Source organism: Streptomyces sp. NBC_00376 (assembly GCF_036077095.1).
Classification (GTDB): Bacteria; Actinomycetota; Actinomycetes; order Streptomycetales; family Streptomycetaceae; genus Streptomyces.
The window spans coordinates 3,501,321-3,525,701 of sequence record NZ_CP107960.1; the positions used below are offsets into that span (position 1 = coordinate 3,501,321).

The 24,381-nt window shown below is 71.5% G+C and carries 19 protein-coding genes and 1 riboswitch; of the genes, 8 read left to right on the forward strand and 11 right to left on the reverse strand.

All coding sequences use genetic code 11. The annotated features are described in order from the left end of the window. The first annotated feature begins 139 nt into the window (after positions 1-139). Both OG842_RS15565 and OG842_RS15570 read left to right on the forward strand, forming a co-directional pair. A complete protein-coding gene (locus OG842_RS15565; protein ID WP_328512271.1) occupies positions 140-1,057 on the forward strand; it encodes an esterase/lipase family protein in 918 nt (305 codons plus the stop codon). Between the two features lie 251 nt (positions 1,058-1,308). Beyond that, positions 1,309-2,877, forward strand: coding sequence for a M23 family metallopeptidase (locus OG842_RS15570; RefSeq protein WP_328512272.1), 1,569 nt, complete (start codon positions 1,309-1,311; stop codon positions 2,875-2,877). Between the two features lie 63 nt (positions 2,878-2,940). Here OG842_RS15570 and pcrA read toward each other — a convergent pair whose 3' ends face one another. Then, on the reverse strand, positions 2,941-5,421 hold the full coding sequence (pcrA, locus tag OG842_RS15575) for a DNA helicase PcrA (protein ID WP_266730278.1): 2,481 nt from the start codon (positions 5,419-5,421) through the stop codon (positions 2,941-2,943). A 259-nt stretch (positions 5,422-5,680) separates the two neighbouring features. Beyond that, positions 5,681-5,846, forward strand: a riboswitch (cyclic di-AMP (ydaO/yuaA leader). Here pcrA and OG842_RS15580 point away from each other — a divergent pair. Then, positions 5,845-6,990, forward strand: coding sequence for a C40 family peptidase (locus OG842_RS15580; protein WP_328512273.1), 1,146 nt, complete (start codon positions 5,845-5,847; stop codon positions 6,988-6,990). (Overlaps the previous riboswitch by 2 nt.) A 50-nt stretch (positions 6,991-7,040) precedes the next feature. Here the strand turns inward: OG842_RS15580 and OG842_RS15585 are convergent, their stop codons facing one another. After that, positions 7,041-7,394: a hypothetical protein gene (locus OG842_RS15585; RefSeq protein ID WP_266730282.1), complete on the reverse strand. Its 354-nt coding sequence runs from the start codon at positions 7,392-7,394 to the stop codon at positions 7,041-7,043. A 322-nt stretch (positions 7,395-7,716) separates the two neighbouring features. Here OG842_RS15585 and OG842_RS15590 point away from each other — a divergent pair, with 322 nt between their 5' ends. Both OG842_RS15590 and OG842_RS15595 read left to right on the forward strand, forming a co-directional pair. Then, a complete protein-coding gene (locus OG842_RS15590; RefSeq protein ID WP_266730283.1) occupies positions 7,717-8,760 on the forward strand; it encodes a C40 family peptidase in 1,044 nt (347 codons plus the stop codon). 61 nt (positions 8,761-8,821) lie between these two features. After that, a complete protein-coding gene (locus tag OG842_RS15595) occupies positions 8,822-9,583 on the forward strand; it encodes a GNAT family N-acetyltransferase (protein ID WP_328512274.1) in 762 nt (253 codons plus the stop codon). 24 nt (positions 9,584-9,607) lie between these two features. On the opposite strand, the gene OG842_RS15600 is transcribed toward OG842_RS15595, so the two are convergent. Beyond that, positions 9,608-10,303, reverse strand: a complete 696-nt coding sequence (locus OG842_RS15600; RefSeq protein ID WP_266689074.1) for a LuxR C-terminal-related transcriptional regulator — start codon at positions 10,301-10,303, stop codon at positions 9,608-9,610. After that, positions 10,287-11,585 (reverse strand): ATP-binding protein, encoded by a 1,299-nt coding sequence (locus tag OG842_RS15605; RefSeq protein WP_266730285.1) that lies wholly within the window; start codon positions 11,583-11,585, stop codon positions 10,287-10,289. Before OG842_RS15605 ends, OG842_RS15600 begins: the two co-directional genes overlap by 17 nt. Positions 11,586-11,754: 169 nt before the next feature. Between OG842_RS15605 and OG842_RS15610 the strand changes: the two genes are divergently transcribed. Further along, complete coding sequence (locus OG842_RS15610; RefSeq protein ID WP_266730286.1) at positions 11,755-13,095, forward strand: PspC domain-containing protein; 1,341 nt, start codon at positions 11,755-11,757, stop codon at positions 13,093-13,095. A 156-nt stretch (positions 13,096-13,251) separates the two neighbouring features. Here the strand turns inward: OG842_RS15610 and OG842_RS15615 are convergent, their stop codons facing one another. The 5 genes from OG842_RS15615 to guaA form a co-directional block, all read right to left on the reverse strand. Beyond that, positions 13,252-13,761, reverse strand: a complete 510-nt coding sequence (locus tag OG842_RS15615) for a DoxX family protein (protein ID WP_266730288.1) — start codon at positions 13,759-13,761, stop codon at positions 13,252-13,254. 170 nt (positions 13,762-13,931) lie between these two features. After that, the gene (locus OG842_RS15620; protein WP_266730290.1) at positions 13,932-15,200 is read right to left on the reverse strand and encodes a hypothetical protein; all 1,269 of its coding nucleotides are present in this window, start codon (positions 15,198-15,200) and stop codon (positions 13,932-13,934) included. Positions 15,201-15,334: 134 nt separating this feature from the next. Then, positions 15,335-16,105 (reverse strand): class II aldolase/adducin family protein, encoded by a 771-nt coding sequence (locus OG842_RS15625; protein ID WP_266730292.1) that lies wholly within the window; start codon positions 16,103-16,105, stop codon positions 15,335-15,337. Positions 16,106-16,216: 111 nt separating this feature from the next. After that, complete coding sequence (locus OG842_RS15630) at positions 16,217-16,822, reverse strand: Uma2 family endonuclease (protein ID WP_266730294.1); 606 nt, start codon at positions 16,820-16,822, stop codon at positions 16,217-16,219. 114 nt (positions 16,823-16,936) lie between these two features. Then, on the reverse strand, positions 16,937-18,532 hold the full coding sequence (gene guaA, locus OG842_RS15635) for a glutamine-hydrolyzing GMP synthase (RefSeq protein ID WP_266730295.1): 1,596 nt from the start codon (positions 18,530-18,532) through the stop codon (positions 16,937-16,939). A 361-nt stretch (positions 18,533-18,893) separates the two neighbouring features. Between guaA and OG842_RS15640 the strand changes: the two genes are divergently transcribed. Together OG842_RS15640 and OG842_RS15645 are read left to right on the forward strand one after the other, a co-directional pair. Continuing rightward, the gene (locus tag OG842_RS15640) at positions 18,894-19,229 is read left to right on the forward strand and encodes a chorismate mutase (RefSeq protein WP_266730297.1); all 336 of its coding nucleotides are present in this window, start codon (positions 18,894-18,896) and stop codon (positions 19,227-19,229) included. A gap of 474 nt (positions 19,230-19,703) precedes the next feature. After that, on the forward strand, positions 19,704-20,726 hold the full coding sequence (locus OG842_RS15645) for an LAETG motif-containing sortase-dependent surface protein (protein ID WP_266730299.1): 1,023 nt from the start codon (positions 19,704-19,706) through the stop codon (positions 20,724-20,726). A gap of 120 nt (positions 20,727-20,846) precedes the next feature. Here the strand turns inward: OG842_RS15645 and OG842_RS15650 are convergent, their stop codons facing one another. Further along, on the reverse strand, positions 20,847-22,676 hold the full coding sequence (locus OG842_RS15650) for a GMC family oxidoreductase (protein WP_328512275.1): 1,830 nt from the start codon (positions 22,674-22,676) through the stop codon (positions 20,847-20,849). Between the two features lie 50 nt (positions 22,677-22,726). Beyond that, positions 22,727-24,355, reverse strand: coding sequence for a succinic semialdehyde dehydrogenase (locus tag OG842_RS15655; RefSeq protein ID WP_266730302.1), 1,629 nt, complete (start codon positions 24,353-24,355; stop codon positions 22,727-22,729). Positions 24,356-24,381: the final 26 nt, after the last annotated feature.

Genomic DNA, 24,381 nt, shown 5'->3' on the forward strand with positions numbered 1-24,381 from the left:
GCGCGGCACGGTGGTACGGCCGGCCCGGCCGGTCCAGCGATCCGGCCGACCGGACGACCGCGCCTTCGTGACGGCGCCCCATGAGAGGGCATCCGGGGCCGGAGCCGCCTCCCCCGCCTGCCGAAGCAGGAGGTCGGCCATGAAGGACCTGCCTTTTCTCCCCCCGCTGCTGCGCCGACCGTGTCCGCTCCCCACCGTCCAGCTGTCAGCCGCGCTGCTGAAGGCCACCGCACTGGAGCTGGCGGTTCTCGCCGGGCATGTACTCATCTATCCCACCGGCATCCCGGGTGAACGGCGAGCCGCACCCCGCCCCGCCGGGCCGCAGACCACACCACCCGGCGCCACCGCACCTCCCGAAGCCGCCGCACCCCCCAGCGCACCCGCCCCGGCCGGGGCCTCCGTCCTCCCCTCCGAGGGCGACGAGCACCCCCCGGTCGTCCTGCTGCACGGCTTCATCGACAACCGTTCGGTCTTCGTCCTGCTGCGCCGCTGCCTCGCCCGGCACGGCTGGCGCCACCTGGAATCACTCAACTACTCACCGCTGACCTGCGACATCCGGACGGCGGCCGAGCTGCTCGGGCGGCATGTCGAGGAGATCTGCGCCCGCACCGGACACCGCGAGGTCGACATCGTCGGGCACAGCCTGGGCGGCCTGATCGCCCGCTACTACGTACAGCGACTCGGCGGTGACCAGCGGGTCCGTACGCTGATCACCCTCGGCACGCCGCACGGGGGCACGGCCGTCGCCCCCCTGGCGAGCGCCCATCCCATCGTGCGGCAGATGCGCACGGGCTCCACGCCGATCGAGGAGCTGCGCAGACCCGCGCCCGGCTGCCGCACCCGGTTCGTGAGCTTCTGGAGCGAGCTCGACCGGGTGATCGTCCCGGCCGAGGCGGCCTGCATCGACCATCCGGATCTGGACGCGCGGAACGTACGCGTCACCGGGATCGGCCATCTCGCGCTGCCGGTGCACCCGGCCGTCGCCGCCGCCGTCCGGCAGGCCCTGGAATCCCGCGAGCCGACGGCCGAGGCCACCGGAACCATAGGAGCCGCGTGAACCGGCGGGGCCGGACGGGCCCGCGGAGCCGGCAGAGACCCCACAAATAGAACGGGTTTCGAACAAAAGGCCAAGGCTGTGTGCACAGTCCGTCGAAAGACGGCCGATTGCCCGTTTCCTGAGCCGCCCATGCCCGCCGAAGATTGTCGGCGTCACGTACCGCCGGGTACAGTCGCGGCCACTGCTTCCCCTGGGATCCCCCTGCCGGACTCCAGAGCACAGGTCCTGCTGCCGAGGCGAGAGAGAAGTTGGTGAACGACCAGCACCCCCACGCCGGGTACGCCGGATACGACAGTGATGCGACCGGCAGCTTCGACAGCGATCCGCTCTTCGGCTCGCTCCCCGGCGGCCACGACGGCACGTACGGCAGCGGCTACGGTGCCGGACAATCCGGGTACAGCGGCCAGTACGACTCCACGCAGTGGGACACGGGCGCACACCCGACCACCTCGTACGAGGCCTACACCGCGTACCCCGCACAGTCCCAGCAGCAGTACGAGGCGGGGCCGACGTACGACACCACGGCCACCTGGACGCCCGCGGCCGACTACGGCACGGAGACGGCCACCGCGACCGACACCGCCACGTTCGCCGGGATCCCGGCACAGGGCGGCGCCCCGGACGCCACGGCCCAGTGGGACACCAGCGGCTGGCAGACGAACGACCCGTGGTCCACGGGCGAAACGGCCGTCTACGACTCCGGCGTGTACGACGCCACCGCCTGGAACACCGGCGCCACGCCCGAGCACGAGCAGCAAATCGCGCAAACCACGGAAACCGCACAGGTGTCCTACGAGGCGCAGTCGGCACATTCGGCACATGAGGCGCTCGGAACCCGCGAGACCTACGCCGACCCGGGCTCCTACGACCTCTACGACCCGTACGCGCCCTACGCCGCCGCCACTGCCGCAGACAGCACGACTGACGCGGGCATCGCGGCCGACAAGGACGACATCGCAGCGGACGATGTCCATGACGCGGCCACCATCAGCGTCGCGGCCATCACGGACGTCGCGGAGGCCGTGCCCGAACCGCGCCGCTCCGTCGGCCGCTCCGCAACCCGCGGCGGCGGCGCCGGCCGCAGCCGGCGGCGTTCCCCCGCGAAGCGTTCCGCGCTCCTGACCGTCGCCATCCCCTCCGCCTGCGTGATGAGCGTGGCCGGAATCGCCGCGGCCTCGGTCGCCGGGCTGGGCGGCGAGGACAAGAAGGACGACAACACCACGATGGCGGCGGCCGACCCCGACTCCGTCAAGCCGGTCGCCGCCAACAACAAGCTGGACACCCAGCTCGCCAACCTCAGCGCCGACGCGGAGAACTTCGCCGACCGCGCCAGCCGCACCCAGGAGCGCATCGACCTGCGGGAGCGGCAGGCCGCCGAGAAGAAGAAGCGCGAGGAAGAGGCCGCCCGCAAGGAGGCCCTGCGCCCCAAGTTCGTCATGCCGGTCAAGCGGCACGGCCTCAGCGCGTACTTCGGCCAGGCGGGCGTCAACTGGATGTCCGTGCACACGGGCATCGACTTCCCCGTCCTGCAGGGCACGCCCGTGATGGCCGCGACGGACGGCACCGTGCGCACCCAGCTGAACAGCGCCTACGGGAACATGGCCATCGTCACCATGGCCGACGGGACCGAGACCTGGTACTGCCACCTCAGCGCCACCAAGATCCGCTCGGGCCCGGTCAAGGCCGGTGACGTCATCGCGTACTCGGGCGACACCGGGAACTCGACCGGCCCGCACCTGCACTTCGAGGTGCGCCCCGGTGGCGGAGCGGCAGTGGACCCGCTGCCCTGGCTCCGCAGCCACGGCGTCAACCCGACCTGAGACCTGAACCCGGCGGGGCGGGGGCCGCAACCCCCGCCCGTCCGCTCTACTCGCTCGCCCCGTCTACAGCTTCTCGACCGGCGCGTACCGCAGCAGCAGCTTCTTCGGCCGTTCGTCGCCGAAGTCGACCGTGGCCTTCGCCTGGTCACCGATGCCCTCGACCGCCGTGACCGTGCCGAGCCCGAACTGGTCGTGCGTGACCCGGTCCCCGACGGCCAGCGTGACCGTCGGCTTGTCGGAGGTACGCCGGGTCGCGAAGCCCGAGGGCCCGGAGCGCGAACGCGACGAGGACAGCGACGAGGTGATCCCCGACGTCGGTCCGGCCGGTGCCGCCATCGGCCCGGTCCGCTTCCACTCCAGGTGCTGGTCCGGGATCTCCTCCAGGAACCGCGACGGCGGGTTGTACGAGGGCTGCCCCCACGCGCTGCGCATGGCGGCCCGGGTCAGGTAGAGCCGCTCGCGGGCCCGGGTGATGCCGACGTAGGCGAGGCGCCGCTCCTCCTCCAGCTCCTTCACCTGTCCCAGCGCCCGCATGTGCGGGAAGACGCCGTCCTCCATGCCGGTCAGGAAGACGACCGGGAATTCGAGGCCCTTCGCGGTGTGCAGCGTCATCAGCGTGATGACGCCGGAGCCGTCCTCGTCCTCGTCGGGGATCTGGTCGGAGTCGGCGACGAGCGCGACCTTCTCCAGGAACTCGGCGAGCGTGCCCGTGCCGGGGGCTGTGCCCGCACCGGCGGCCGTGTCCGCGCCCTCCTCGCCGGCCGCTCCGCGCTCCTGCTCGAATTCGAGCGCCACGGCGGCCAGTTCCTGAAGGTTCTCGATCCGGGTCTCGTCCTGCGGGTCGGTGGACGCCTGGAGCTCGGCGAGATAGCCCGTGCGCTCCAGGACGGCCTCCAGGACCACCGCGGGGCCCGCGCCCGACTCGACGATCGTGCGCAACTCCTCCATCAGCGTGTTGAACCGCTTGACGGCGTTGGCCGACCGGGCCGCCATGCCGTACGCCTCGTCGACCCGGCGCAGCGCCTGCGGGAAGGTGATCTTCTCGCGCATCGACAGCGCGTCGATCATGGCCTCGGCGCGCTCGCCGATGCCGCGCTTGGGCACGTTGAGGATGCGGCGCAGCGGGACGGTGTCCTCCGGATTGGCGAGGACGCGCAGGTAGGCCAGGATGTCCCGGACCTCCTTGCGCTCGTAGAAGCGCACGCCGCCGACGACCTTGTAGGGCAGGCCGACGCGGATGAAGATCTCTTCGAAGACGCGGGACTGCGCGTTCGTACGGTAGAAGATCGCGACGTCACCGGCCTTGGCGTCGCCGGCGTCGGTGAGCCGGTCGATCTCGTCGGCGACGAACTGCGCCTCGTCGTGCTCGGTGTCGGCGACGTAGCCGGTGATCCGGGCGCCCGTGCCGGCGTTGGTCCAGAGGTTCTTGGGGCGGCGGCTCTCGTTGCGCTCGATGACCGCGTTGGCGGCGGACAGGATCGTCTGCGTGGAGCGGTAGTTCTGCTCCAGGAGGATCGTCGTCGCGTTCGGGTAGTCCTCCTCGAACTGGAGGATGTTGCGGATGGTCGCGCCGCGGAAGGCGTAGATCGACTGGTCCGCGTCACCCACGACGCACAGCTCGGCCGGGGCGTCGCCCTCGCCCGCCGGGCCGACCAGCTCGCGTACGAGGGTGTACTGGGCGTGGTTGGTGTCCTGGTACTCGTCGACCAGGACGTGCCGGAAGCGGCGGCGGTAGTGCTCGGCGACGTCCGGGAACGCCTGGAGCAGGTGGACCGTCGTCATGATGATGTCGTCGAAGTCGAGCGCGTTGGCCTCGCGCAGCCGGGACTGGTACATCGCGTAGGCCTGGGCGAGGGTCTTCTCGAAGCCGTCCGCGGCCTGGCCGGCGAAGGTCTCCTCGTCGATCAGCTCGTTCTTCAGGTTGGAGACCTTGGCGGTGAACGACTTCGGCGGGAAGCGCTTCGGGTCCAGGTCGAGATCGCGGCAGACCAGGGCCATCAGCCGCTTGGAGTCGGCGGCGTCGTAGATCGAGAACGACGACGTGAAGCCGAGCCGCTTCGACTCGCGGCGCAGGATGCGTACGCACGCGCTGTGGAAGGTCATGACCCACATCGCGTTGGCGCGCGGTCCGACGAGCTGCTCGACGCGCTCCTTCATCTCGCCGGCGGCCTTGTTGGTGAAGGTGATCGCCAGGATCTGGCCGGGGTGCACCCCGCGCTCCGCGAGGAGGTGGGCGATCCGGTGGGTCAGCACCCGGGTCTTGCCCGAGCCGGCCCCGGCGACGATGAGCAGCGGGGAGCCCGCGTGGACGACGGCGGCGCGCTGCTCGGTGTTCAGCCCGTCGAGGAGCGCCGCCGAGTCGATGACGGGGCGGTGCGCGCCGTCGCGGTAGTAGGCGTCCCTGGGCGGCGGGGGCCCGTCGAACACGCCCGCGAAGAGGTCCTCCGGCACCGCTTCGGGTGCGGAGTCCTCGGGGGGCGGCGGGGGCTCTTCCTCCGAGTGCTGGAGGCCGGCCAGGAAGCTGTCGTCAAAGAGGCTGCTCATCGCTTGTCGAGTCTAGGCCGCCGCACCGACACCCGGAGGCCGCATGACCAACCGCACACGGCACGGCGGACACACGTCGGACACGCAGCGGGACCGATCACCCACTCCACGTGAGGAATCCCGGACCTCCGCCACCCGTCGCGGCAAGGTCACGAAAATGTATCGGGCATATCGAACATCAACCTTCCCAGCAGCACCACGGGTTGGCTAGCGTGCTCGACCGGGCGGCCCGTACCCCCTTGAGGCGAACCACGCCGAGCGGGCGCCTCCGCCGAATCCGGGCTGCCCCCACGGGAGTTCGGAACCGGGGACCCATACGCAGTACCGGGGTGAATCGGTCCTTATCCCCCACTCGGACCGTAGGGCAGCCTTCCGTTCCGCCCGAACCCGACAGCTAACCCGGTAGGCGGTCCACGGAAGGAGATGCCGGCCTTGGCATCCCATCGCAAGCCGCGCACCCGGGTGCGCACCTCCGCACCGGCCATCGGTCTCACCACGGCGGCCCTGGCGTCCGTGACCCTGCTCTCCACGCAGAGCGCGGTGGCCGCGCCCGATCCGAAGCCCAGTGTCGAGGACGTCCAGAAGAAGGTCGACGACCTCTACCGGCAGGCGGGCACCGCGACCCAGCAGTACAACCAGGCGAAGGAAGCCTCCGCCGCCCAGCGCGCCAAGGTCGACGCCCTGCTGGACGACGTCGCGAAGCGCGCCGACAAGCTCAACGACGCCCGCAGGACGCTCGGCACCTACGCGGCCGCGCAGTACCGCAACGGTTCCATAGCGCCGAGCGCCACGTTCTTCCTGGCCGACGACCCGCAGTCGTACTTCGACCAGAGCCAGCTGATGGACCGGATGACCAGCCGGCAGCAGAAGGCGATCACGGACTTCCGTGCGCAGCAGGCCAAGGCGGCCAAGAAGCGCGCCGAGGCGGTGCGGAGCCTGGAGACGCTGACGACGACGCAGGCCACGCTGCGCACCAGCAAGCAGGACGTCCGGACGAAGCTGGGCGAGGCGCGCACGCTGCTGTCGAAGCTCACCGCCGAGGAGAAGGCGCGGCTCGCGGAGATCGAGCGCAAGAAGGAGGCGGAGGCCGAGCGCAAGGCCCAGGAGCTGGCGAAGCAGCAGGCCGAGGCGGACCGCAAGGCCGAGGAGGCCGCGAAGGAGTCGGGGAGCGGCAGCGGTACCGGGACGGGCACCGGAACCGGCTCGGACAGCGGCGCCACCACCAAGGCGGAGCAGGTGCTCGCCTTCGCCAGGGCCCAGATCGGCAAGCCGTACGTCTGGGGCGCGACGGGCCCGGCGTCGTACGACTGCTCCGGGCTCACCCAGGCCGCGTGGAAGGCGGCGGGGGTCGACATCCCGCGCACCACGTGGGACCAGGTCGAGATCGGCACCCGGGTCGCCACGGCGGACCTGCGGCCGGGGGACCTCGTCTTCTTCTACGACGACATCAGCCACGTCGGCATCTACAAGGGCGACGGGATGATGATCCACGCGCCGAAGCCCGGGGCGAACGTGCGCGAGGAGTCGATCTACTACATGCCGATCTACGGCAGCGTGCGGCCCGCGTAGCGAATCGCACCGCGCCGCCCCGGTGCCGGGGCGGCGCCGCGCGGGCGGGATCAGACCCAGAGGGTGGCGATGAAGATGTTGAGGAGCGTCAGCCCGCCCACCGCCGCGAAGGCGCCCTTGTCGACCTTCTCCTCGTCCCGCTTGATGTAGACGAGCGCGAGGACGACGATCAGGACCAGCATCTTGACGCCGATCTTGATGTTGTTGACGTGGTTGCCGTCGGCCTCGTTGAGCCCGACCAGTGCGACACCGGTGACCAGCATGGTCAGCGCGCCGTGCAGCATCGCCGGGACGAACCGGGCCGTGCCCGCGCCCATCGCCTTCATCTGGGTCAGGAAACCACCCAGCAGGGAGGCGATACCGATGATGTGCAGGGCGACGAAGACATGAATGAGTACGTCCATGAGGCCGCAGCCTAGCTCCGGCCACATCACCACCCGGAGGGCAGGTACACCTTCGCCACTTCCTGGCCACTTCACTCGCATCTGTACTAATTGCCTGACTCTGGCGTAATTTTTCCGATCGTTCGACGACAGCGCCGCGCCAAATTCGGACAATAAGCGTCATTACGACTCCTGCCCTTGCCCCGGGTTTAGCGTCGCTGACCAGACGACCGGATCACCTCCGCTCCGTACGCGGACGGTGCACCGGTCGCCCCGCCGTGAGTTGTGGCGGGCCCGCCGGTAATCCCCCGGCGGGCAGTCGTCAGGAAGGACGCACGCCCTCGTGGCAGCGCATCGAAAACCCAAGCAGCGCTTGTACACCGGCCCTGCTGCCCGCACCGCGGCGACCCTCGCCCTCACCGGGGCCGCCACCGCCGCCGCCCTGCCCGGCCCGGCGCACGCCGACCCGCAGCGCACCCCCGCCCAGGTCAAGGCCGAGGTGGACCGGCTGTACCACGACGCGGAGGTCGCCACCGAGCAGTACAACGGCGCGAAGGAGAAGGCGACCGCCGCCGAGCACGCCCTCGACACCCTGCGCGACGAGGCCGCCCGCCGGACCGATCGCCTCAACGCCTCGCGCGACGCACTCGGTTCGTTCGCCGCGGCGCAATACCGCGCCGGCGGCCTCTCCACCTCCGTGCAGCTGGCGCTCTCCTCCGACCCCGACCAGTACCTGGAACGGGCGTCGTACGTGGACCGCATCGGCGACCGCCAGGCCGCCGCGCTCACCAAGGTCCGGCGGCAGGTCGCCCAGATCGCCACGCTGCGCTCGCAGGCCGAGGGGGAGCTGGCCACGCTCACCTCCCGCCGGGCCGAGCTGAAGAAGCACAAGGCGACGATCACCACCAAGCTGGCAGAGGCACAGCGGCTGCTCGACCGGCTCACCCCGCCCGAGCGCACCGCCTACGAGAACGCCGGCCACGGGTCCGCCGACCGCGCCGACCGCTCCGCAGCGCGCGGCCCCGTCCGGGCGCCGAACGCCCGCGCCGCCGAGGCCGTCGCGTTCGCGTACGGGGCGCTCGGCAAGCCGTACGTCTGGGGCGCCACCGGCCCCTCCTCCTTCGACTGCTCCGGGCTCACCCAGGCCGCCTGGCGCTCCGCCGGTGTCTCGCTCCCCCGGACCACGTACACCCAGATCAACGCCGGGCAGCGCGTATCGCGCTCCGAACTCGCCCCGGGCGACCTGGTGTTCTTCTACTCCGGCATCAGTCACGTCGGGCTGTACATCGGCAACGGGCAGATGATCCACGCCCCGCGCACCGGGTCACCGGTCCGGATCGCGCCGATCGACCAAATGCCCTTCGCCGGGGCCACCCGGGTGGCATAGGCTCCCGTCTCTGCCGGCGGGCCCGCCCGCCGGCGCCCAACCGGCCGGAGGACCACACCACATGCCCATGGACGCCGAGGTCCAGAACCACGCCCGTACGCTCGCCCAGCGCTCCCCGGACCACCTCCGGGTCGGGCCGTTCACGGTGCGCCACAACCCCAACTGGTCGCTCAAGTACGCCAATTACGCCATACCCGACCGGGATGCCGAGCCGACGCCCGCCGATCTCGACGCACTGATCGCGGCGTTCCGCGAGCACGACCGGCTGCCCCGGCTGGAGTTCCTGCCCGGCACGGCGCCCGCGGTCGAACCCGCGCTGCTCGCCGCCGGGTTCACCGTCGAGAACCGGGCCCCGATCATGGCCTGCGCACCGGACGACCTGCTGACGCCGAAGCAGGTGGACTCCCTCACGATCATCGAACCGGCCACCGACACGGAGCTGGCCGCCGCCGCACTCGTCCAGCACCACGGATACGGCGGCACCGGCGAACCCGAGGCCGGTGTGGCGGACTGGCTGCGCACCGCGGCCCGGGACGGCGGGGTCGCCGCCCTCGCCACGGTCGACGGCGTACCGGCGGGCGCGGGCGGCTGCTCCGTCCCGGTCGACGGCCTCACCGAACTGGCCGGTCTCGCCGTGGCCGACGCCTACCGCCGCCGCGGCATCGGCGCCGCGCTCTCCGCCCATCTGACCGCGACCGCCTTCGAGCGCGGCTGCCGGGTGGTGTGGCTGGAGCCGGGCGACGCCGATGTGGAGCGGATCTACGCGGGCATCGGCTTCCGCAGGATCGGCGAGAAGCTGAACATCTCGCTCGAACCGGCCTGACGCGGCCGCCGCCCGCCGGCGTACTCAGACCAGCCGTCGGGCCGTCGCCCACCGGGTCAGCTCGTGGCGGTTGGACAGCTGGAGCTTGCGCAGCACCGCCGAGACGTGCGACTCGACGGTCTTCACCGAGATGAAGAGCTGCTTGGCGATCTCCTTGTAGGCATAACCACGGGCGATCAGCCGCAGCACCTCGCGCTCGCGCTGGGTGAGGCGGTCCAGGTCCTCGTCGACCGGCGGCGCGTCGGTGGAGGCGAAGGCGTCGAGGACGAAGCCGGCCAGCCGGGGCGAGAAGACCGCGTCGCCGTCCTGGACCCGGAAGACCGAGTCGACCAGGTCGGCGCCGGTGATGGTCTTGGTGACATAGCCGCGGGCGCCGCCGCGGATGACGCCGATGACGTCCTCGGCGGCGTCCGACACGGACAGCGCGAGGAACCGCACCGGGTTCTCGACCGCCCCCATCAGCGGGGCGCAGCGGCGCAGCACCTCGACGCCCCCGCCGCCGGGCAGGTGCACGTCGAGCAGGACGACCTCGGGGCGGGTCGCCGTGATGACGGTTACCGCCTGGTCGACGTCGGCGGCCTCGCCGACCACCTCGACGCCGGTCTCCTCGGTGCGGCCGATCTCGGCCTGGACGCCGGTGCGGAACATCCGGTGGTCGTCGACGAGCACGACCCGTACCCGGCGCTCCGGGCCGCCGGTCGCCTCAGTGGTCTTGGTCATCGCTCGCCCTCTCCATCTCCAACTCGACTTCCGTGCCCCCGCCGGGCACCGAACGCAGCCGCGCCGTACCGCCGTTGCGCTGCATCCGGCCGATGATCGATTCTCGTACGCCCATTCTGTCCCCCGGTACGGAGTCCAGGTCGAATCCCGGACCCCGGTCGCGCACCGAGACGAAGACCGTGCGGCCCTCGACCTCCGCGTAGACCTGCACGGCGCCGCCCTCGCCACCGTACTTGGCGGCGTTGACCATCGCCTCGCGCGCGGCCTGCATCTGTGCGGCCAGCTTCTCGTCCAGCGGGCAGTCGCCGACGACGACCACCTCCAGCGGGACGCCGTGCTTGTCCTCGACCTCGGCGGCGGCGCGCTTGACCGCCTCGGCGAGGGTCTCGGGTTCGTCGTCCTCGTCCTTGCCGGTGCCCTCGGGGTTGTACAGCCAGTTGCGCAGTTCGCGTTCCTGGGCGCGGGCGAGCCTGCGGACCTCGCCGGCGTCCTCCGCGTTGCGCTGGATCAGGGTGAGGGTGTGCAGCACCGAGTCGTGGACGTGGGCGGCCACCTCGGCGCGCTCCTGGGCCCGGATGCGCATCAGGCGTTCCTCGGAGAGGTCCTGGGTCATGCGGACGAGGTAGGGGCCGGCCAGCAGCGCGATGCCGGTGAGGACGGCGATGGCCGCGGTCATGACGTTGCCGAGCTGGGCCGCGGAGCCGCGTACCACCATGAAGACGGCCAGGCCCAGGCCGACCAGGGCGACCCCGGCGAGCCCCCGGGCCAGGTGCAGCACCCGGCGGCGGCTGCCGACCTCCATCCAGCGGGCGCGCCGGGCGTTGTCGGCCTGCCGCCACACCAGTACGGAACCGGCGCCGATCAGCAGCGTGGGCCAGATGTAACGGTTGGCCCCGCTGCCCATGTCGACGTTGCCGACGAAGATCATGGCGCCGAAGAGCAGCGCGATCAGGGCGAAGACCTGGCCCCGGTCGGGTTTGCGGAGCCGGCGGCTGCCGTCCGGGGCGGTCTCGAAGACCGAGCGCGGTGCCTCGACGCCGCCGACGCCGAGCGGGACGACGATCCAGAACACGGCGTAGAGCAGCGCGCCGAGGCCGTCCGCGAAGAAGAGGCCGAGGAAGACGAACCGCACCCAGACGACGGGCAGCCCGAGATGCCCGGCGAGACCGCGCGCGACGCCGCCCAACAGCCGTCCGTCGGCGCTGCGGTACAGCCTGCGCAGCGGCGGCTCCTCCGGAGCGGGGTTGCGGGAGCTGGCGGCTCGGGTCGTGGCGGCTGGCATGCCCCGATCGTCACATGTCCGTACGGGTGGAGGCATCAGGGTCGGCCCCCGAATCGACCCTGAGAGCCCGGGGCCGGGGTGGCCCCCAGGGGTGCGGCGGGCCAATATCAGGGATCGGCCAGGGTCGGCTCGGGTCCCGGACGGGCTCCCGGCCCGTCACCATGGAGCCATGACCGTTCCCCAGGACACCTCCCCCGGTGTCGCTCCGCCCCCCGAACCGGCCCCGCTGCTGCGGCGCAGTCCGCAGCACAAGGTCGTGGCCGGGGTGTGCGGCGGGCTCGGCCGGTACTGCGACGTCGACCCGGTGATCTTCCGGATCGTGCTCGGTGTGCTGTCCGTGACCGGCGGCATCGGGCTGATCTTCTACGGCTTCGCCTGGCTGCTGGTCCCGGTGGACGGCGAGGAGGAGAACGAGGCGCGCAGGCTGCTGTCCGGCCGGGTGGAGGGGGCGTCGCTGATCGCGGTGCTGCTCGCGCTGATCGGCTGCGGTCTCTTCCTGTCGATGCTGGGCAACGGCGGCACGCTGGCGTTCTCCGCGATGCTGTCGCTCGCGGTCGTCGGCTTCGCCGTGTGGACGCAGCACCGCAGGACCGCGGCGCCCGAGGACCCGCTGCATCCGGCGACCGCGCAGGCGGTGGCGGACGCGCCCCCCGAGGTGAAGGCGCCGCCGACGCCGGGCAGCCCGTCGTGGTGGCGGGACCCGATCGTCAAGGACGGTACGACGGGGCCGGTGGGCGCGGGCTATCTGTGGGGTCCGGCCGACACGGTGGTCCCGCCCCGTGCGGCACGCCCCGCGGGTGCCGCGCCGAAGGATCCGTTCCGCACGCCCCGGCGGGAGGCCGGCACCAGGGGCCCGACCTCGATCGGCGGTGTGGTGTTCCTGTTCGCGCTGATCGCGGGCGGTCTGGGCACCTCGCTGAGCTGGGAGTCCCAGCCGCTCGGTACGAGCCTGCAGTTCGGCCTGGCCGCCGCGCTCGCGGTGTTCGGTCTCGGCATGCTGGTCAGCGCTTTCCTGGGGCGGACCGGGTTCGGCACGGTCATGCTGTCGATGATCACGGCGGTCCTGCTGGCGTGCGCCTCCGCGCTGCCCAAGGACATCTCGACCCAGTGGGTGCGCGAGGGCTGGCGCCCCGCATCGGTGGCCGCCGTCCAGCCGCGGTACGAGCTGGGCACCGGGGTGGCCCGGCTGGACCTCACCGGGATCGAGGTGCCTCGGGGCGAGACCCTCGCGACCGAGGTGGGCGTCGGGGCCGGCCGCGTGGTCGTGGTCGTGCCGAAGGAGGTGACGGTGAGGGTGGACGCGCGAGCGAGCCTCGGCGACATCACCCTGCCGGTCAGCCGGCCCGGCGCGGCCCCGGCCACCGAGGCGCCGGTCGACGTGGACATCAGGCCGTCCCAGAACGAGCACCGGACGCTGCCGCCGTCCCCGGGCAGCAGACCGGCGGGCACGGTGGAGCTCACTCTCGAAGTCGGCATCGGACAGGTGGAGGTCACCCGTGCTGCGTCATGAGATCCGTCCGGGGCGGGCGGTGGCGGGCCTCGTCATGCTCGCGCTGGCGGCGGGATACGCGGCGGACGCCGCGGGGATCTGGGACGCCCCGTGGGTGTTCTTCTTCCCGTTGTTCTTCGGCGGCCTCTGGCTGGCCGCAACCGCGACCTGGGTGAACTACCGGATCCGTCGCCGCCGCGACGCGAGAAGGGCGTCCGCGGAGAACGCCGCGGCCCCGCCGAGCAGCAGCGGCAACCAGGCCATGAGGTAGACCAGGTCGTTGCCGAAGTAGTACGGCGAGACCTGCCAGCTCACGGTCAGCCACAGGCTCAGCGAGATCAGCGCCCCGCCGAGCGCGGCGAGCCGTGCCCACAACCCGACGAGGGTGCCGAGGCCGACGAGGAGTTCGCCGATGGCGATGGCGTACCCGAAGGCGCCGGGGCTCTTCAGCGCGAGGTCGACGAGGGCCGGGATCGCGGACGAGTCGCGTACCGCGTGCATGGTCTCGCCGATGGAGCCGGCACCGCTCGCCTGGAAGAAGCCGCTGTCCGTGAGCTTGTCGAGCCCCGCGTAGACGAAGGTCACGCCGAGGAAGATCCGCAGCGGCAGCAGGGCGTGCTCCCGCGCCAAGTCCTTGAGCCCCCTCGACTCGCCCAGACCGCGTACGTTCATTCCGTACCCCTGCATGTGGCTGCACCGCCTTCCGTAGACCCGTCACCAGACGATACGTAGGCGGGAACCGCGCTGCTCACCCGGTGGGTCCTCCGGCCGGATTCCGCCGCCGGCCGGGGCGGTCGCGGGGCCATGGGGCCCGGGAGTGGCGAGGTCCGGCAGTGGCAGGGGCCGGGGCCCGGCGGTCAGTCCGTCACATCGATCTCGACCCGGTTCGTCTCCACCCCGGCGGCGGTCACCACCTGCACCTCCACCACCCCCGGTTCGACCTCCACCGGCACCGGCACGGTGAGCACGCCGTCCGTCGGGTTGGCGAAGCCTCCGGCGACCGGGATCAGCGGCACATGCACATGGACCCGGCCGATCCGGACGACCAGGCGGGCCAGCCGCTCCGGGGTCCCGGCGCCGGGCGGCACGAAACCCGCGCCCCGGATCTCGATGTCGTCGCCGGTGCGGACCGGCGCGTCCAGGTCCCCGGCCTCGCGGGCCCGGACCACCGAGAGGATCACCGGCCGCCCGCCCTCCGCGTACTTCCCGGCGAAGTAGGCGAGCGCCGAGACGGTCACCAGCAGCGCCAGGCCCCAGGGCAGGTCCGGCAGCTGCTCGGGCCGGCGGGCGAGGCGGACCGCGGCGAACAGCACGGCGACGGTGCTCACCAGCACGTACTGCACATCCGTGAAGCTGCCCCGCCCGGAGTCGTCGGTGAGCAGATCGGCGGCGCGCGGCCGGACGGCCCGCAGCTTCTGGAGCCGCCCGGACAGCGTCCGTACGGTCACCACCCGGCGTACGACGACGGCGACGGCGCAGACCAGCGCGAGCACCGTCACCACCCCTGCGCCCCGGGACAGGTCCAGCCCCTCGATCAACTCGTCCCGCTCGTCGTGCCCGGAGGCGCCCGCCAACTGGAGCGCCAGCACCAGTACGGAGAAGACCGCGAGCAGGACCCAGGAGGCGGCGACCGCCCGGGAGGTGGAGAGCCGGTGGTCCTCGCCGATCAGTGGGGCGAGGAGGCCGCCCCGGGCGCGGTGGACATGGGCGGCGCCGGTCAGCAGGCCCGCGGTGACGAGTCCGGCGACCAGCCCGGCCGTGCGGGCGTTGGTCCAGCCCGCTCCGATGGCGGTGACGGCCTCGCCGATGACCAGCAGGGCGACGCCTCCCCACACCGCGATCAGGGTGCGCCGCCAGACCCGGTACAGCCAGGCCTCGCCTGCCTCCCGGCCTCGTTCGGCGACGGTCCTGGCGGACTGGGTCAGCTCGTCCGACACCCACTGCCGGGTCGCCGAGGCGGACTGCGCGACCCCGGGCGGCAGCCCCTGCCCGGCGGCGAGTTCGTCCCGCTTGGCCAGGAACGCGGCCACCGCGCGCCGGTGGCCCTCGCGCGCCCCGTGCGGGCAGTCGCCGCACGTGCAGCCGCCCCCGTGCGTGCTGCCCGCCCTCGCCTCGTCCAACGCCACTGGGAACGCCGCCCTTTCAACCCCCGGTACAGCCAACTCTGCTGTGATTGCTGCGAATTGTGCCGTACGGCGGGGCTCCGGACCGCATCGGGGCGGCCCCTGGGCGGCGATCGCCAGAATGTGCGACCGAATCGTCAGAACGCGCGGCTGATCCGGCGCCACAGGGGCTGGTAGTTGATCCAGGCCACCAGGTCGCTGCCCAGCTGTTCACGGGTGGCGAGCGCGTCCGGGTGCTCGATCAGCACCGGCTTCCCGGCCGCCCGCGCGGCCAGCTGCACCTGGCAGGAGCGCTCCAGCGCGATGAACCACCAGGCGGCCGCGTCGACCGAATCACCGACGGTCAGCAGCCCGTGATTGCGCAGCACGATCGCCTTGTGCCCGCCGAGCGCGGCGGCGATCCGGCGCCCCTCGTCCTCGTCCACGACGACCCCGGTGTACGCGTCATAAAGGACGTGGTCTTCGTAAAAAGCGCAGGATTCCTGGGTGATCGGCTCGATGAGCTCGCCGAGCGCGGACAGGGCCCGCCCGTGCACGGAATGGGTGTGGGCGACGGCGACGACGTCCGGGCGGGCCCGGTGCACCTGCGCGTGGACGGCGAACGCGGCCTGATTGACGTGGTGGTGCCCCTCGACGACCTGGCCCTCGCCGTTGACCAGGATCAGTTCGTCCGGCGCGAGCCCGGCGAACGGGGCCCCGAAGGGGTTGACCCAGAAGCAGTCGGAGAACTCCGGGTCCCGCGCGGTGATGTGCCCGGAGACCCCGTCCTCGTACCCGTACTCCCCGAACAGTCGGAGCGCCCCGGCCAGCCGCTCCTTGCGGTACGCACGCTCGTCGGCCACGGATTCGTGGACGGGCGGCATCGCGAAGTGGAGCTGGTCCACGGGTACGGGTGTGGGCTCGGACATGGCGGCTCCTCGTGGCTCCCAGGACGTACGGGATCGGAAGTTACCGCCGGTTGCCGCAAGTGGCCAGGGGTACGGGGGACGGCCGGACGTGGGGCCGCCCCCGCGCGCCGCCTAGCGCCGCCGCTCGTTGATCGCGGTGAGGTCGATTTCGAGGGGGAAGGGAACGTCCAGCTTCAGCTTGTTGTGGTGGATGCCCATGGGCAGGTAAGCCTTCAGCGCTGGATCGAGCTCATACACGTACACGATGGGCAGACCGTCCCCGCCGGCCTCCACCCTCCAGAAGTGCACAACCCCGGCAGCTGCGTACTTCCTGGGCTTGACCTCCCGGTCCCTGTCCACAGACTCTTCCGAGACGACCTCCACCGCCAGGATGACGTCCTCCGGCCTGAGCGATGTCTGCTTGGGACCGGTGTCCGCCCCGAGCGGAACCACGAGCACGTCCGGCTCCGGGCGGTTCCGGTTGTCCAGCCTGACGCTGAATTCACGAAAGACATCGAGATCGTCCGGTGCCTGCTCAAGGAGAGAATTCTCCAGCAGGCGCATCGTCCGCATGTGAAACCTGGTCTGCGGACTCATGAAGACGAGACTCCCGTCGATCAACTCAGTGCGCCGCGGCAGATTCGGAAGCCGGTCGAGATCGTCCGCAGTCCAGCCCTCGGGCGGAGGGACGGGGTAGTTGTACTTCTCGTCCAGCTCATATTCGGGTGCGGCACTCATGATTGCTCCCATGGGGCAGAGTCTCGTCTCCTCAGCCAGCGTACCCAGCTCATACGACGATGCCGCCGCCCAAACGAATGAGCGACGGCATCGGCATTGACCTTGCGGGAGGGGTCACTCCCACTCGATGGTGCCCGGCGGCTTGCTCGTCACGTCGAGCACGACGCGGTTGACGTCGGCCACCTCGTTGGTGATGCGGGTCGAGATCCGGGCGAGGGTCTCGTAGGGCAGGCGCGACCAGTCGGCCGTCATGGCGTCCTCGGAGGAGACCGGGCGCAGGACGATCGGGTGGCCGTAGGTGCGGCCGTCGCCCTGGACGCCGACCGAGCGGACGTCGGCGAGCAGGACCACCGGGCACTGCCAGATGTCGCGGTCCAGGCCGGCCGCGGTCAGCTCCTCGCGGGCGATGGCGTCGGCCTCGCGGAGCAGGTCGAGCCGCTTCTTGGTGACCTCGCCGACGATCCGGATGCCGAGGCCGGGGCCGGGGAACGGCTGGCGCTGGACGATCTCCTCCGGCAGGCCGAGCTCCTGGCCGACCATCCGGACCTCGTCCTTGAACAGCTGGCGCAGCGGCTCGACGAGCGAGAACTCGATGTCCTCGGGGAGGCCGCCCACGTTGTGGTGCGACTTGATGTTGGCGGTGCCGGTGCCGCCGCCGGACTCGACGACGTCCGGGTAGAGGGTGCCCTGGACGAGGAAGGCGACTTCCTCGCCGTCGGCGGCGCCCTCGGCGACGATCTCGGCCTGGGCCTGCTCGAAGACCCGGATGAACTCGCGGCCGATGATCTTCCGCTTCTGCTCGGGGTCGGAGACCCCGGCCAGCGCGGTCAGGAAGCGCTCCTCGGCGTCGACGACCTTCAGCTGGACTCCGGTGGAGGCCACGAAGTCCTTTTCGACCTGCTCGCTCTCGCCCTTGCGCATCAGACCGTGGTCGACGTACACGCAGGTCAGCTGGGAGCCGATGGCCTTCTGCACGAGGGCCGCGGCGACCGCCGAGTCCACCCCGCCGGACAGGCCGCAGATGGCGCGCTTGGTGCCGACCTGCTCGCGGATCAGCGCGATCTGCTCCTCGACCACATTGGTCGTGGTCCAGGTCGGCTCGATGCCGGCGCCCCGGTAGAGGAAGTGCTCCAGGACCTGCTGGCCGTGCGTGGAGTGCAGGACCTCGGGGTGGTACTGGACGCCGTAGAGCTTCTTCTCGTCGTTCTCGAAGGCGGCGACCGGTACGACGTCGGTGGACGCGGTGACGGTGAAGCCCTCGGGGGCGGCGGAGCAGGCGTCGCCGTGCGACATCCAGACCGACTGCTCGGCGGGCGTGCCCTCGAAGAGCGTGGAGCCGGTCTTGGAGACGGTGAGCGGGGTACGGCCGTACTCACGGGCACCGTTGTCGTCGACGGTGCCGCCGAGCGTGGTGGCCATCAGCTGGAAGCCGTAGCACATGCCGAAGACCGGGACCCCGGCCTCGAACAGCGCACGGTCGAGGGACGGCGCGCCCTCGGCGTACACCGAGGAGGGGCCGCCGGACAGGATGATCGCCCGGGGGTTCTTGGCCAGCATCTCGGCCACCGGCATGGTGGACGGGACGATCTCGCTGTAGACCCGGGCCTCACGGACGCGTCGGGCGATGAGCTGGGCGTACTGCGCGCCGAAGTCGACAACCAGAACCACGTCGGTGGTGGTGTCGGGGGCGGCGGGGGGTGCTGCTGGCACGGGCGGCCTTCCGGCGGTGAAGGGGGGCGAAAACGGGGGTCTGTTTTGTCGATTCTACCGGGGTTGCGGAGTCCGCCGTCGTCCCGCTCGTGCTCAGGTGCGGGGCCACCGCCTGCCGGACCCGGTGTCTCAGCATCCGGGCGCCGTGTTGGTCCGCCCACGGCGACCGGGCCATACTGGTTCCATGCTTCAGCACACGACCTTCGTCTTTACCTATGGCATCCGGCCCGCCGGCTGCCATGGTCGTGCTGCTTGATCCCACCGACAAGCAACGTTCCAGGCGCCCCGGGCCGAAAGGCCCGGGGCGCCTTGGCGTTACGGACCGGCCGGCCTCGGGGACCACACCCCACGAGGAGTCACCATGACCAGCACCGCCCCCGCGAAGAGCACCGCCCCTGCGAAGAGCACCGCCACGAAGACCGCCGCCGAGAAGACCGGCGCGGGCACCGAGGAGGCCGCCGCGCTGATCGATGACGCGCGGGCCCGGATCGACACCCTCGACGACCGGATCATCGGGCTCGTCCAGGAGCGGATGGCCGTCTCGGCGGTCATCCAGGAGGCCCGGATCACCTCGGGCGGCCGCCGGATCAACCTCGCCCGCGAGATGGAGGTCCTGGGCTCGTACCGGGACGCGCTCGGCAGGCCCGGCACCTCCCTCGCCATGACGCTGCTGGAGCTGTGCCGCGGCCGGGCGTGACACCCCGCGGGCCGGGAGTACTCCGGCGTATCCCAGTTCGGGCCGACTCTCACCCGTACGGCGCGTGACCGGGTCCGGCGCGGCTTCGTTGGTCCCGGTGTCCGTGCCAGCCAGGGGCGGCTCTGGAAAGAAACCACGCGTGGCTCCGCTGGTGCGTGTGGCGTACCACAAGTACGCCGTGGGACCGCGCTCCAGCGTGCGTGACCGGTCGGCAGGGGACAGCAGCCCGGTCACCCCAGGAAACGGCCGGCTCCGGGGACGCCCGGGGCCGGCCGTTTCCGTACCCGCCCACCTCAGGCGCGACCCCCGGACGTGAGGGGCGTCACATAAAGGTTCTGTGAGTATCCGGACAACCATTGCGGCGGACCACGGGTCAACCATGCGGAACCACCGGCCCCGCTCGTGCTGCCGCACGGCGGGCCCGTCCCGATACCCGTATCGCTCATCGCGGTACGCCGGACTTCTGAGGTCACCATGAAGCTTCGCCGAGCCCTGGCGCTCGCCGCCGCCACGGCAGTCATCGCGCCTGCCACGCTCCTGGCCTCCACCGCCGCGTTCGCCGAGACCACGGACGGCACCGCTGCCGCCGAGACCACCGTCTCGCCCTCGCCCAGCGACTCCGATTCCCCGGCGACCGAGCCGGCCCCGTCCGCCTCCGAATCCGCCTCCGCCCCTGCGGAGGAGCCCGGCGAGCCCGGTCCCGGCGAGGCGTCCGAGTCCGCCGAGGACTCCGCTCCGGACTCGGGCGAGGCAGTCGGCGCGACCCCGAGCGATTCGGCGAGCGCCTCGTCGTCCGCCTCCGCCACCCCGTCGGAGTCCGAGGACCCGGAGGAGCCGACGGAGTGCGCCAAGTCCGACCTGGACATCTCCATCACCGGCCTGCCGGGACAGATCGTCCGGGGCAGCGGCTGGCACAAGTTCAAGATGAACGTCTACAACTCCTCGAAGTCCGCCGTGAAGGAGATCGACTACTTCGCGGGCGCCTCCTCCGACAAGGCGGGCAACGACCTCTTCCGCTCGAAGCAGGTCAGCCTCCAGGCCCTGGACCAGGAGACCGGTAAGTGGGAGGAGCTCAGCGAGGACGGTCGCGCGGTCGGTTACGTGGGCCAGTCCGACGAGATCCCCGCGGGCTACGAGGTCGACATCCCGCTGCGCATCAATGTGAAGCCGACCGCCCCCGTCGGCGCCGGTTTCACGCTCGGTGCCGGTCTGTACGTGGGCGACAAGGACTGCATGGGCGTCAGCGACGTCGCGTACAAGTTCAAGATCGTGAAGTCCGGCGGGGACGGCTCGGTGCCGCAGACCGGTGGCAGTGCCCCGGTCCCGGCCACGAAGCCGGCCGACAACACGGCGGGCAAGGTGTCCGGCAGCCTCGCGGAGACCGGTTCGTCCTCCGCGCTGCCGGTGTTCGCCACCGCGGGCGGCGCGGCCGTGGTGCTCGGCGCGGGCGCGATGTTCATCGTGCGGCGCCGCAGGAACGGTGACGCCGGCGTGTGACGCGTCCGGTCACCGTGAGCGTGAGGGGCTGCACTCGGAGGGGGGTGCAGCCCCTTTCTGCTGCCTGGGCCCGCGCTCTAGGCTGCGGCTTGTCCGGCCCGCTGCGGCTTGTTCGTCCCGCTACGGCTTCTTCTTCGGCGGGACGGTCGGCAGCCCGAGGAACGGCAGCTTCAGCGCGCCGAACGCGTCCTTCGGCACCGCCGGTGACCGCGGCTCGATGGCGCTCAGCCGCTCGTACTCCTCGCCCTGCGCCGGACGCGGGTCCGCCTCGCCCTTGTTGGGCCAGAAGGACATCGCGCGCTCGGCCTGCGCGGTGATGGTGAGCGACGGGTTGACGCCGAGGTTCGCGGAGACCGCCGAGCCGTCGACGACCGAGATGCCGGGGTGTCCGTAGAGCCGGTGGTACGGGTCGATCACCCCGTCCTCGGCGGTGGCGCCGATGGGGCAGCCGCCGAGGAAGTGCGCGGTGAGCGGGGTGCCCATCAGCTCGCCGACGTTCGAACCCGCGAATCCGTTGATCTCCTCGGCGAGCAGCGTGGCGCTGCGCGTCGCCGCCTCGATCTGGGTCGGGTTGGGCGCGCCGTGCCCCTGCCGGGCGGTGAGCAGGCCCTTCCCCACGCCGCCCGGCTTGCGGTACGTCGTCAGGGAGTTGTCGAGCGACTGCATGACGAGCCCGATGATGGTCCGCTCCGACCAGCGGCGGTTGGAGAGCGACCGGGCCGCGAGCGTGGGGTGCTTGACCAGTTCCAGCAGCCACCTGCGCACCCGGTGCGCACCGTACGGCACCTGGAGGATGGTCAGCGCGCCCATCGAGTTGGAGCCCTTGCCGTAGCGGACCGGCTCGATGTGCGTGTTCTCGTCCGGGTGGATCGAGGAGGTGATGGCGACACCGCGGGTGAAGTCGGCCCGCGCGGTCCCGTGCTTCTTGCGGTAGCGCCGGTCGCTGGTCTGCGAGCCGACCAGTCCCTCGGAGTTGGTGCGGGTCAGCTCGCCGAGCCGGGACGAGATCCGGGGCAGCAGGCCGGTGTCCTTCATCCGGTGCAGCAGTGTCTGGGTGCCGTACGTGCCCGCGGCGACGACGACCCTGCGGGCGGTGAACGTGCGGCCCTTGCCCTTCTTCCGGTTGTCGGTGGGGAGGGTCTTGACCGCGTAGCCGCCCGTGGAGTTCTCGGTGACCGCGACGACCGAGGTCATCGGGTGGACGACCGCGCCGGCCTTCTGCGCGAGGTGGAGGTAGTTCTCGTTGAGGGTGTTCTTCGCGCCGTGCCGGCAGCCGGTCATGCATTCGCCGCACTCGGTGCAGGCCTTGCGGGAGGGCCCCGCCCCGCCGAAGAACGGGTCGGCGACCTCGCCGCCCGGCCGGGCCTTCGCCGTGCCGTCGCCGTCCTCGCCGTCCCCGAAGAAGACGCCCACCGGCGCCATGTGGAACGTGTCGCCGATGCCCATGGCCTGCGCGGTCGCCTTCAGGTGGACGTCCGACGGGGTCATGGTCGGGTTGAACCGGACCCCCAGCATCCGCTTGGCCTGGTCGTAGTACGGGCCCAGCTCCTCGCGCCAGTCGGTGATGTCCTTCCACTGCGGGTCCTCGAAGAACGGCGCGAGCGGCTCGTACAGGGTGTTGGCGTAGTTCAGCGAACCGCCGCCGACGCCCGCGCCGGCCAGCACCATGACGTTGCCCAGCAGGTGGATGCGCTGGATGCCGTACAGACCGAGCGTCGGAGCCCACAGGAAGTTCTTCAGGTCCCAGGAGTTCTTGGGCAGTTCGGACCGGGCGAAGCGGCGGCCCGCCTCCAGGACCCCGACCCGGTAGCCCTTCTCGGTCAGCCGCAGCGCCGACACCGCACCGCCGAAGCCCGAGCCGACGACGAGCACGTCGTAGTCGTACGCGGCGTCGTCGTCGGCCGTTTCCGGGCCGACGGGCCGATTCTGGGCAGGGCTGTCCTGGGACATGGCTCTCCTCGGTGCGAAACGGGCGGAAAGTGCTGCGGTACCACCGGTGTTCAGCGCAGGCGGAACGCCTTCATCGCCTTGAGGCTGACGCTCATGAACGCCGCGTACTTCTCGTCGTCCATGCCGAAGGACGGGGCGAGCGGCATCAGCCGCTGCTGGGCGACGGTCTGTGCCTCGGTGTACTTGAGGATGCCCTCGGAGCCGTGCCGTCGGCCGAGGCCGGATTCCTTCATGCCGCCCATCGGGGACTGCACGCTGCCGTACGCGGGGGCGTACCCCTCGTTGATGTTGACTGTGCCGGTGCGCAGCCGGGCGGCGACCTGGTGGCCGCGCCTGGAGTCCTTGGTCCAGACGCTGGAGTTCAGGCCGTAGGGGGTGGCGTTGGCGAGGGCGACGACCTCGTCCTCGTCGGTGAAGCGGTAGACGGAGACGACCGGGCCGAAGGTCTCCTCGCTGCACACCGCCATCGGTGCCTCGACGCCGTCGAGGATGGTCGGCTCGTAGAACAGCGGGCCGATGTCGGGGCGGGCGACGCCGCCCGCGACGAGCTTGGCGCCCTTCTCGACGGCCTCCGCGACGTGCCGGGTGACGGTCTCCAGCTGGCGCTCGCCGACCAGGGAACCCATGTCCGCGCCGTAGGCGAGGGAGTTGCCGAGCCGCATGGCCTTCGTACGGGCGGCGAAGCGGGCCACGAAGTCGTCGGCGATCGACTCGTGGACGTACAGCCGCTCGATGGAGATGCAGAGCTGGCCGGCGGAGGAGAAGCAGGCGCGGACGGCGCCCGCGGCGGCCTTCTCCACGTCGGCGTCCTTGAGGACCAGCATGGCGTTCTTGCCGCCGAGCTCCAGCGAGACGCCGACGAGCCGGGCCGCCGCGCCCTGCGCGACCTCGCGGCCGGTGCGGGTGGAGCCGGTGAACGAGACGTAGTCGGCGTGCTTGACGACCTCGGGGCCGACGACGGGGCCCTCGCCGAGGACGACCTGGAAGACCTCGGCGGGCAGTCCGGCCTCGATCAGCAGGTCACGGGCCCACAGCGCGGTCAGCGCGGTCTCCGTGTCGGGCTTCATCACGACGGCGTTGCCGGAGACGAACGCGGGCAGCGCGTCGCCGACGGACAGTTCGAGCGGGTAGTTCCACGGCGCGATCTGCCCGATGACGCCGCGCGGCTGGCGCAGCTCGGTGACCTTGGTGAGGGTCGGTACGACCCCGGTGTGCCGCTTCGGCTTCAGGTACGAGCCGGCCCTGCGCCCGTAGTGGCGGGCCGCGACGGCGACGGCCTGCACCTCCTCGTGGGCGTGCAGCCGGGCCTTGCCGGTCTCCAGCTGGATGAGGTCGAGCACCTCGGCCTGGCGGCTGAGCACCAGGTCGTGGAAGCGGAGCAGCACGGCGGCCCTGGCGCGGACGGGCGTCGCGGCCCAGGCGGGCTGGGCGGCACGGGCCCGCTCGAAGGCGCCCGCCACGTCCTCGGGGGTGGACTCCGGCAGGTCGGCCAGCTTCTCCCCGGTGAAGGGGGTGTGGTTGGCCGTGCGGCCCGAGCCGGCCACGCCCCGGGTCAGCTGGGCGATCACCTCGGGAGTCACCACATCGGCGGCGGTGCGTACGCCCGCGGGCGCGGCGGCCACCGGGTTGGTGCCGACCGGGGCTGCGGAGGTGGATGTGGAGGCCTGCGAGTCCGTCATGAGGGCGAGAGTACGTCCAGCCGCAC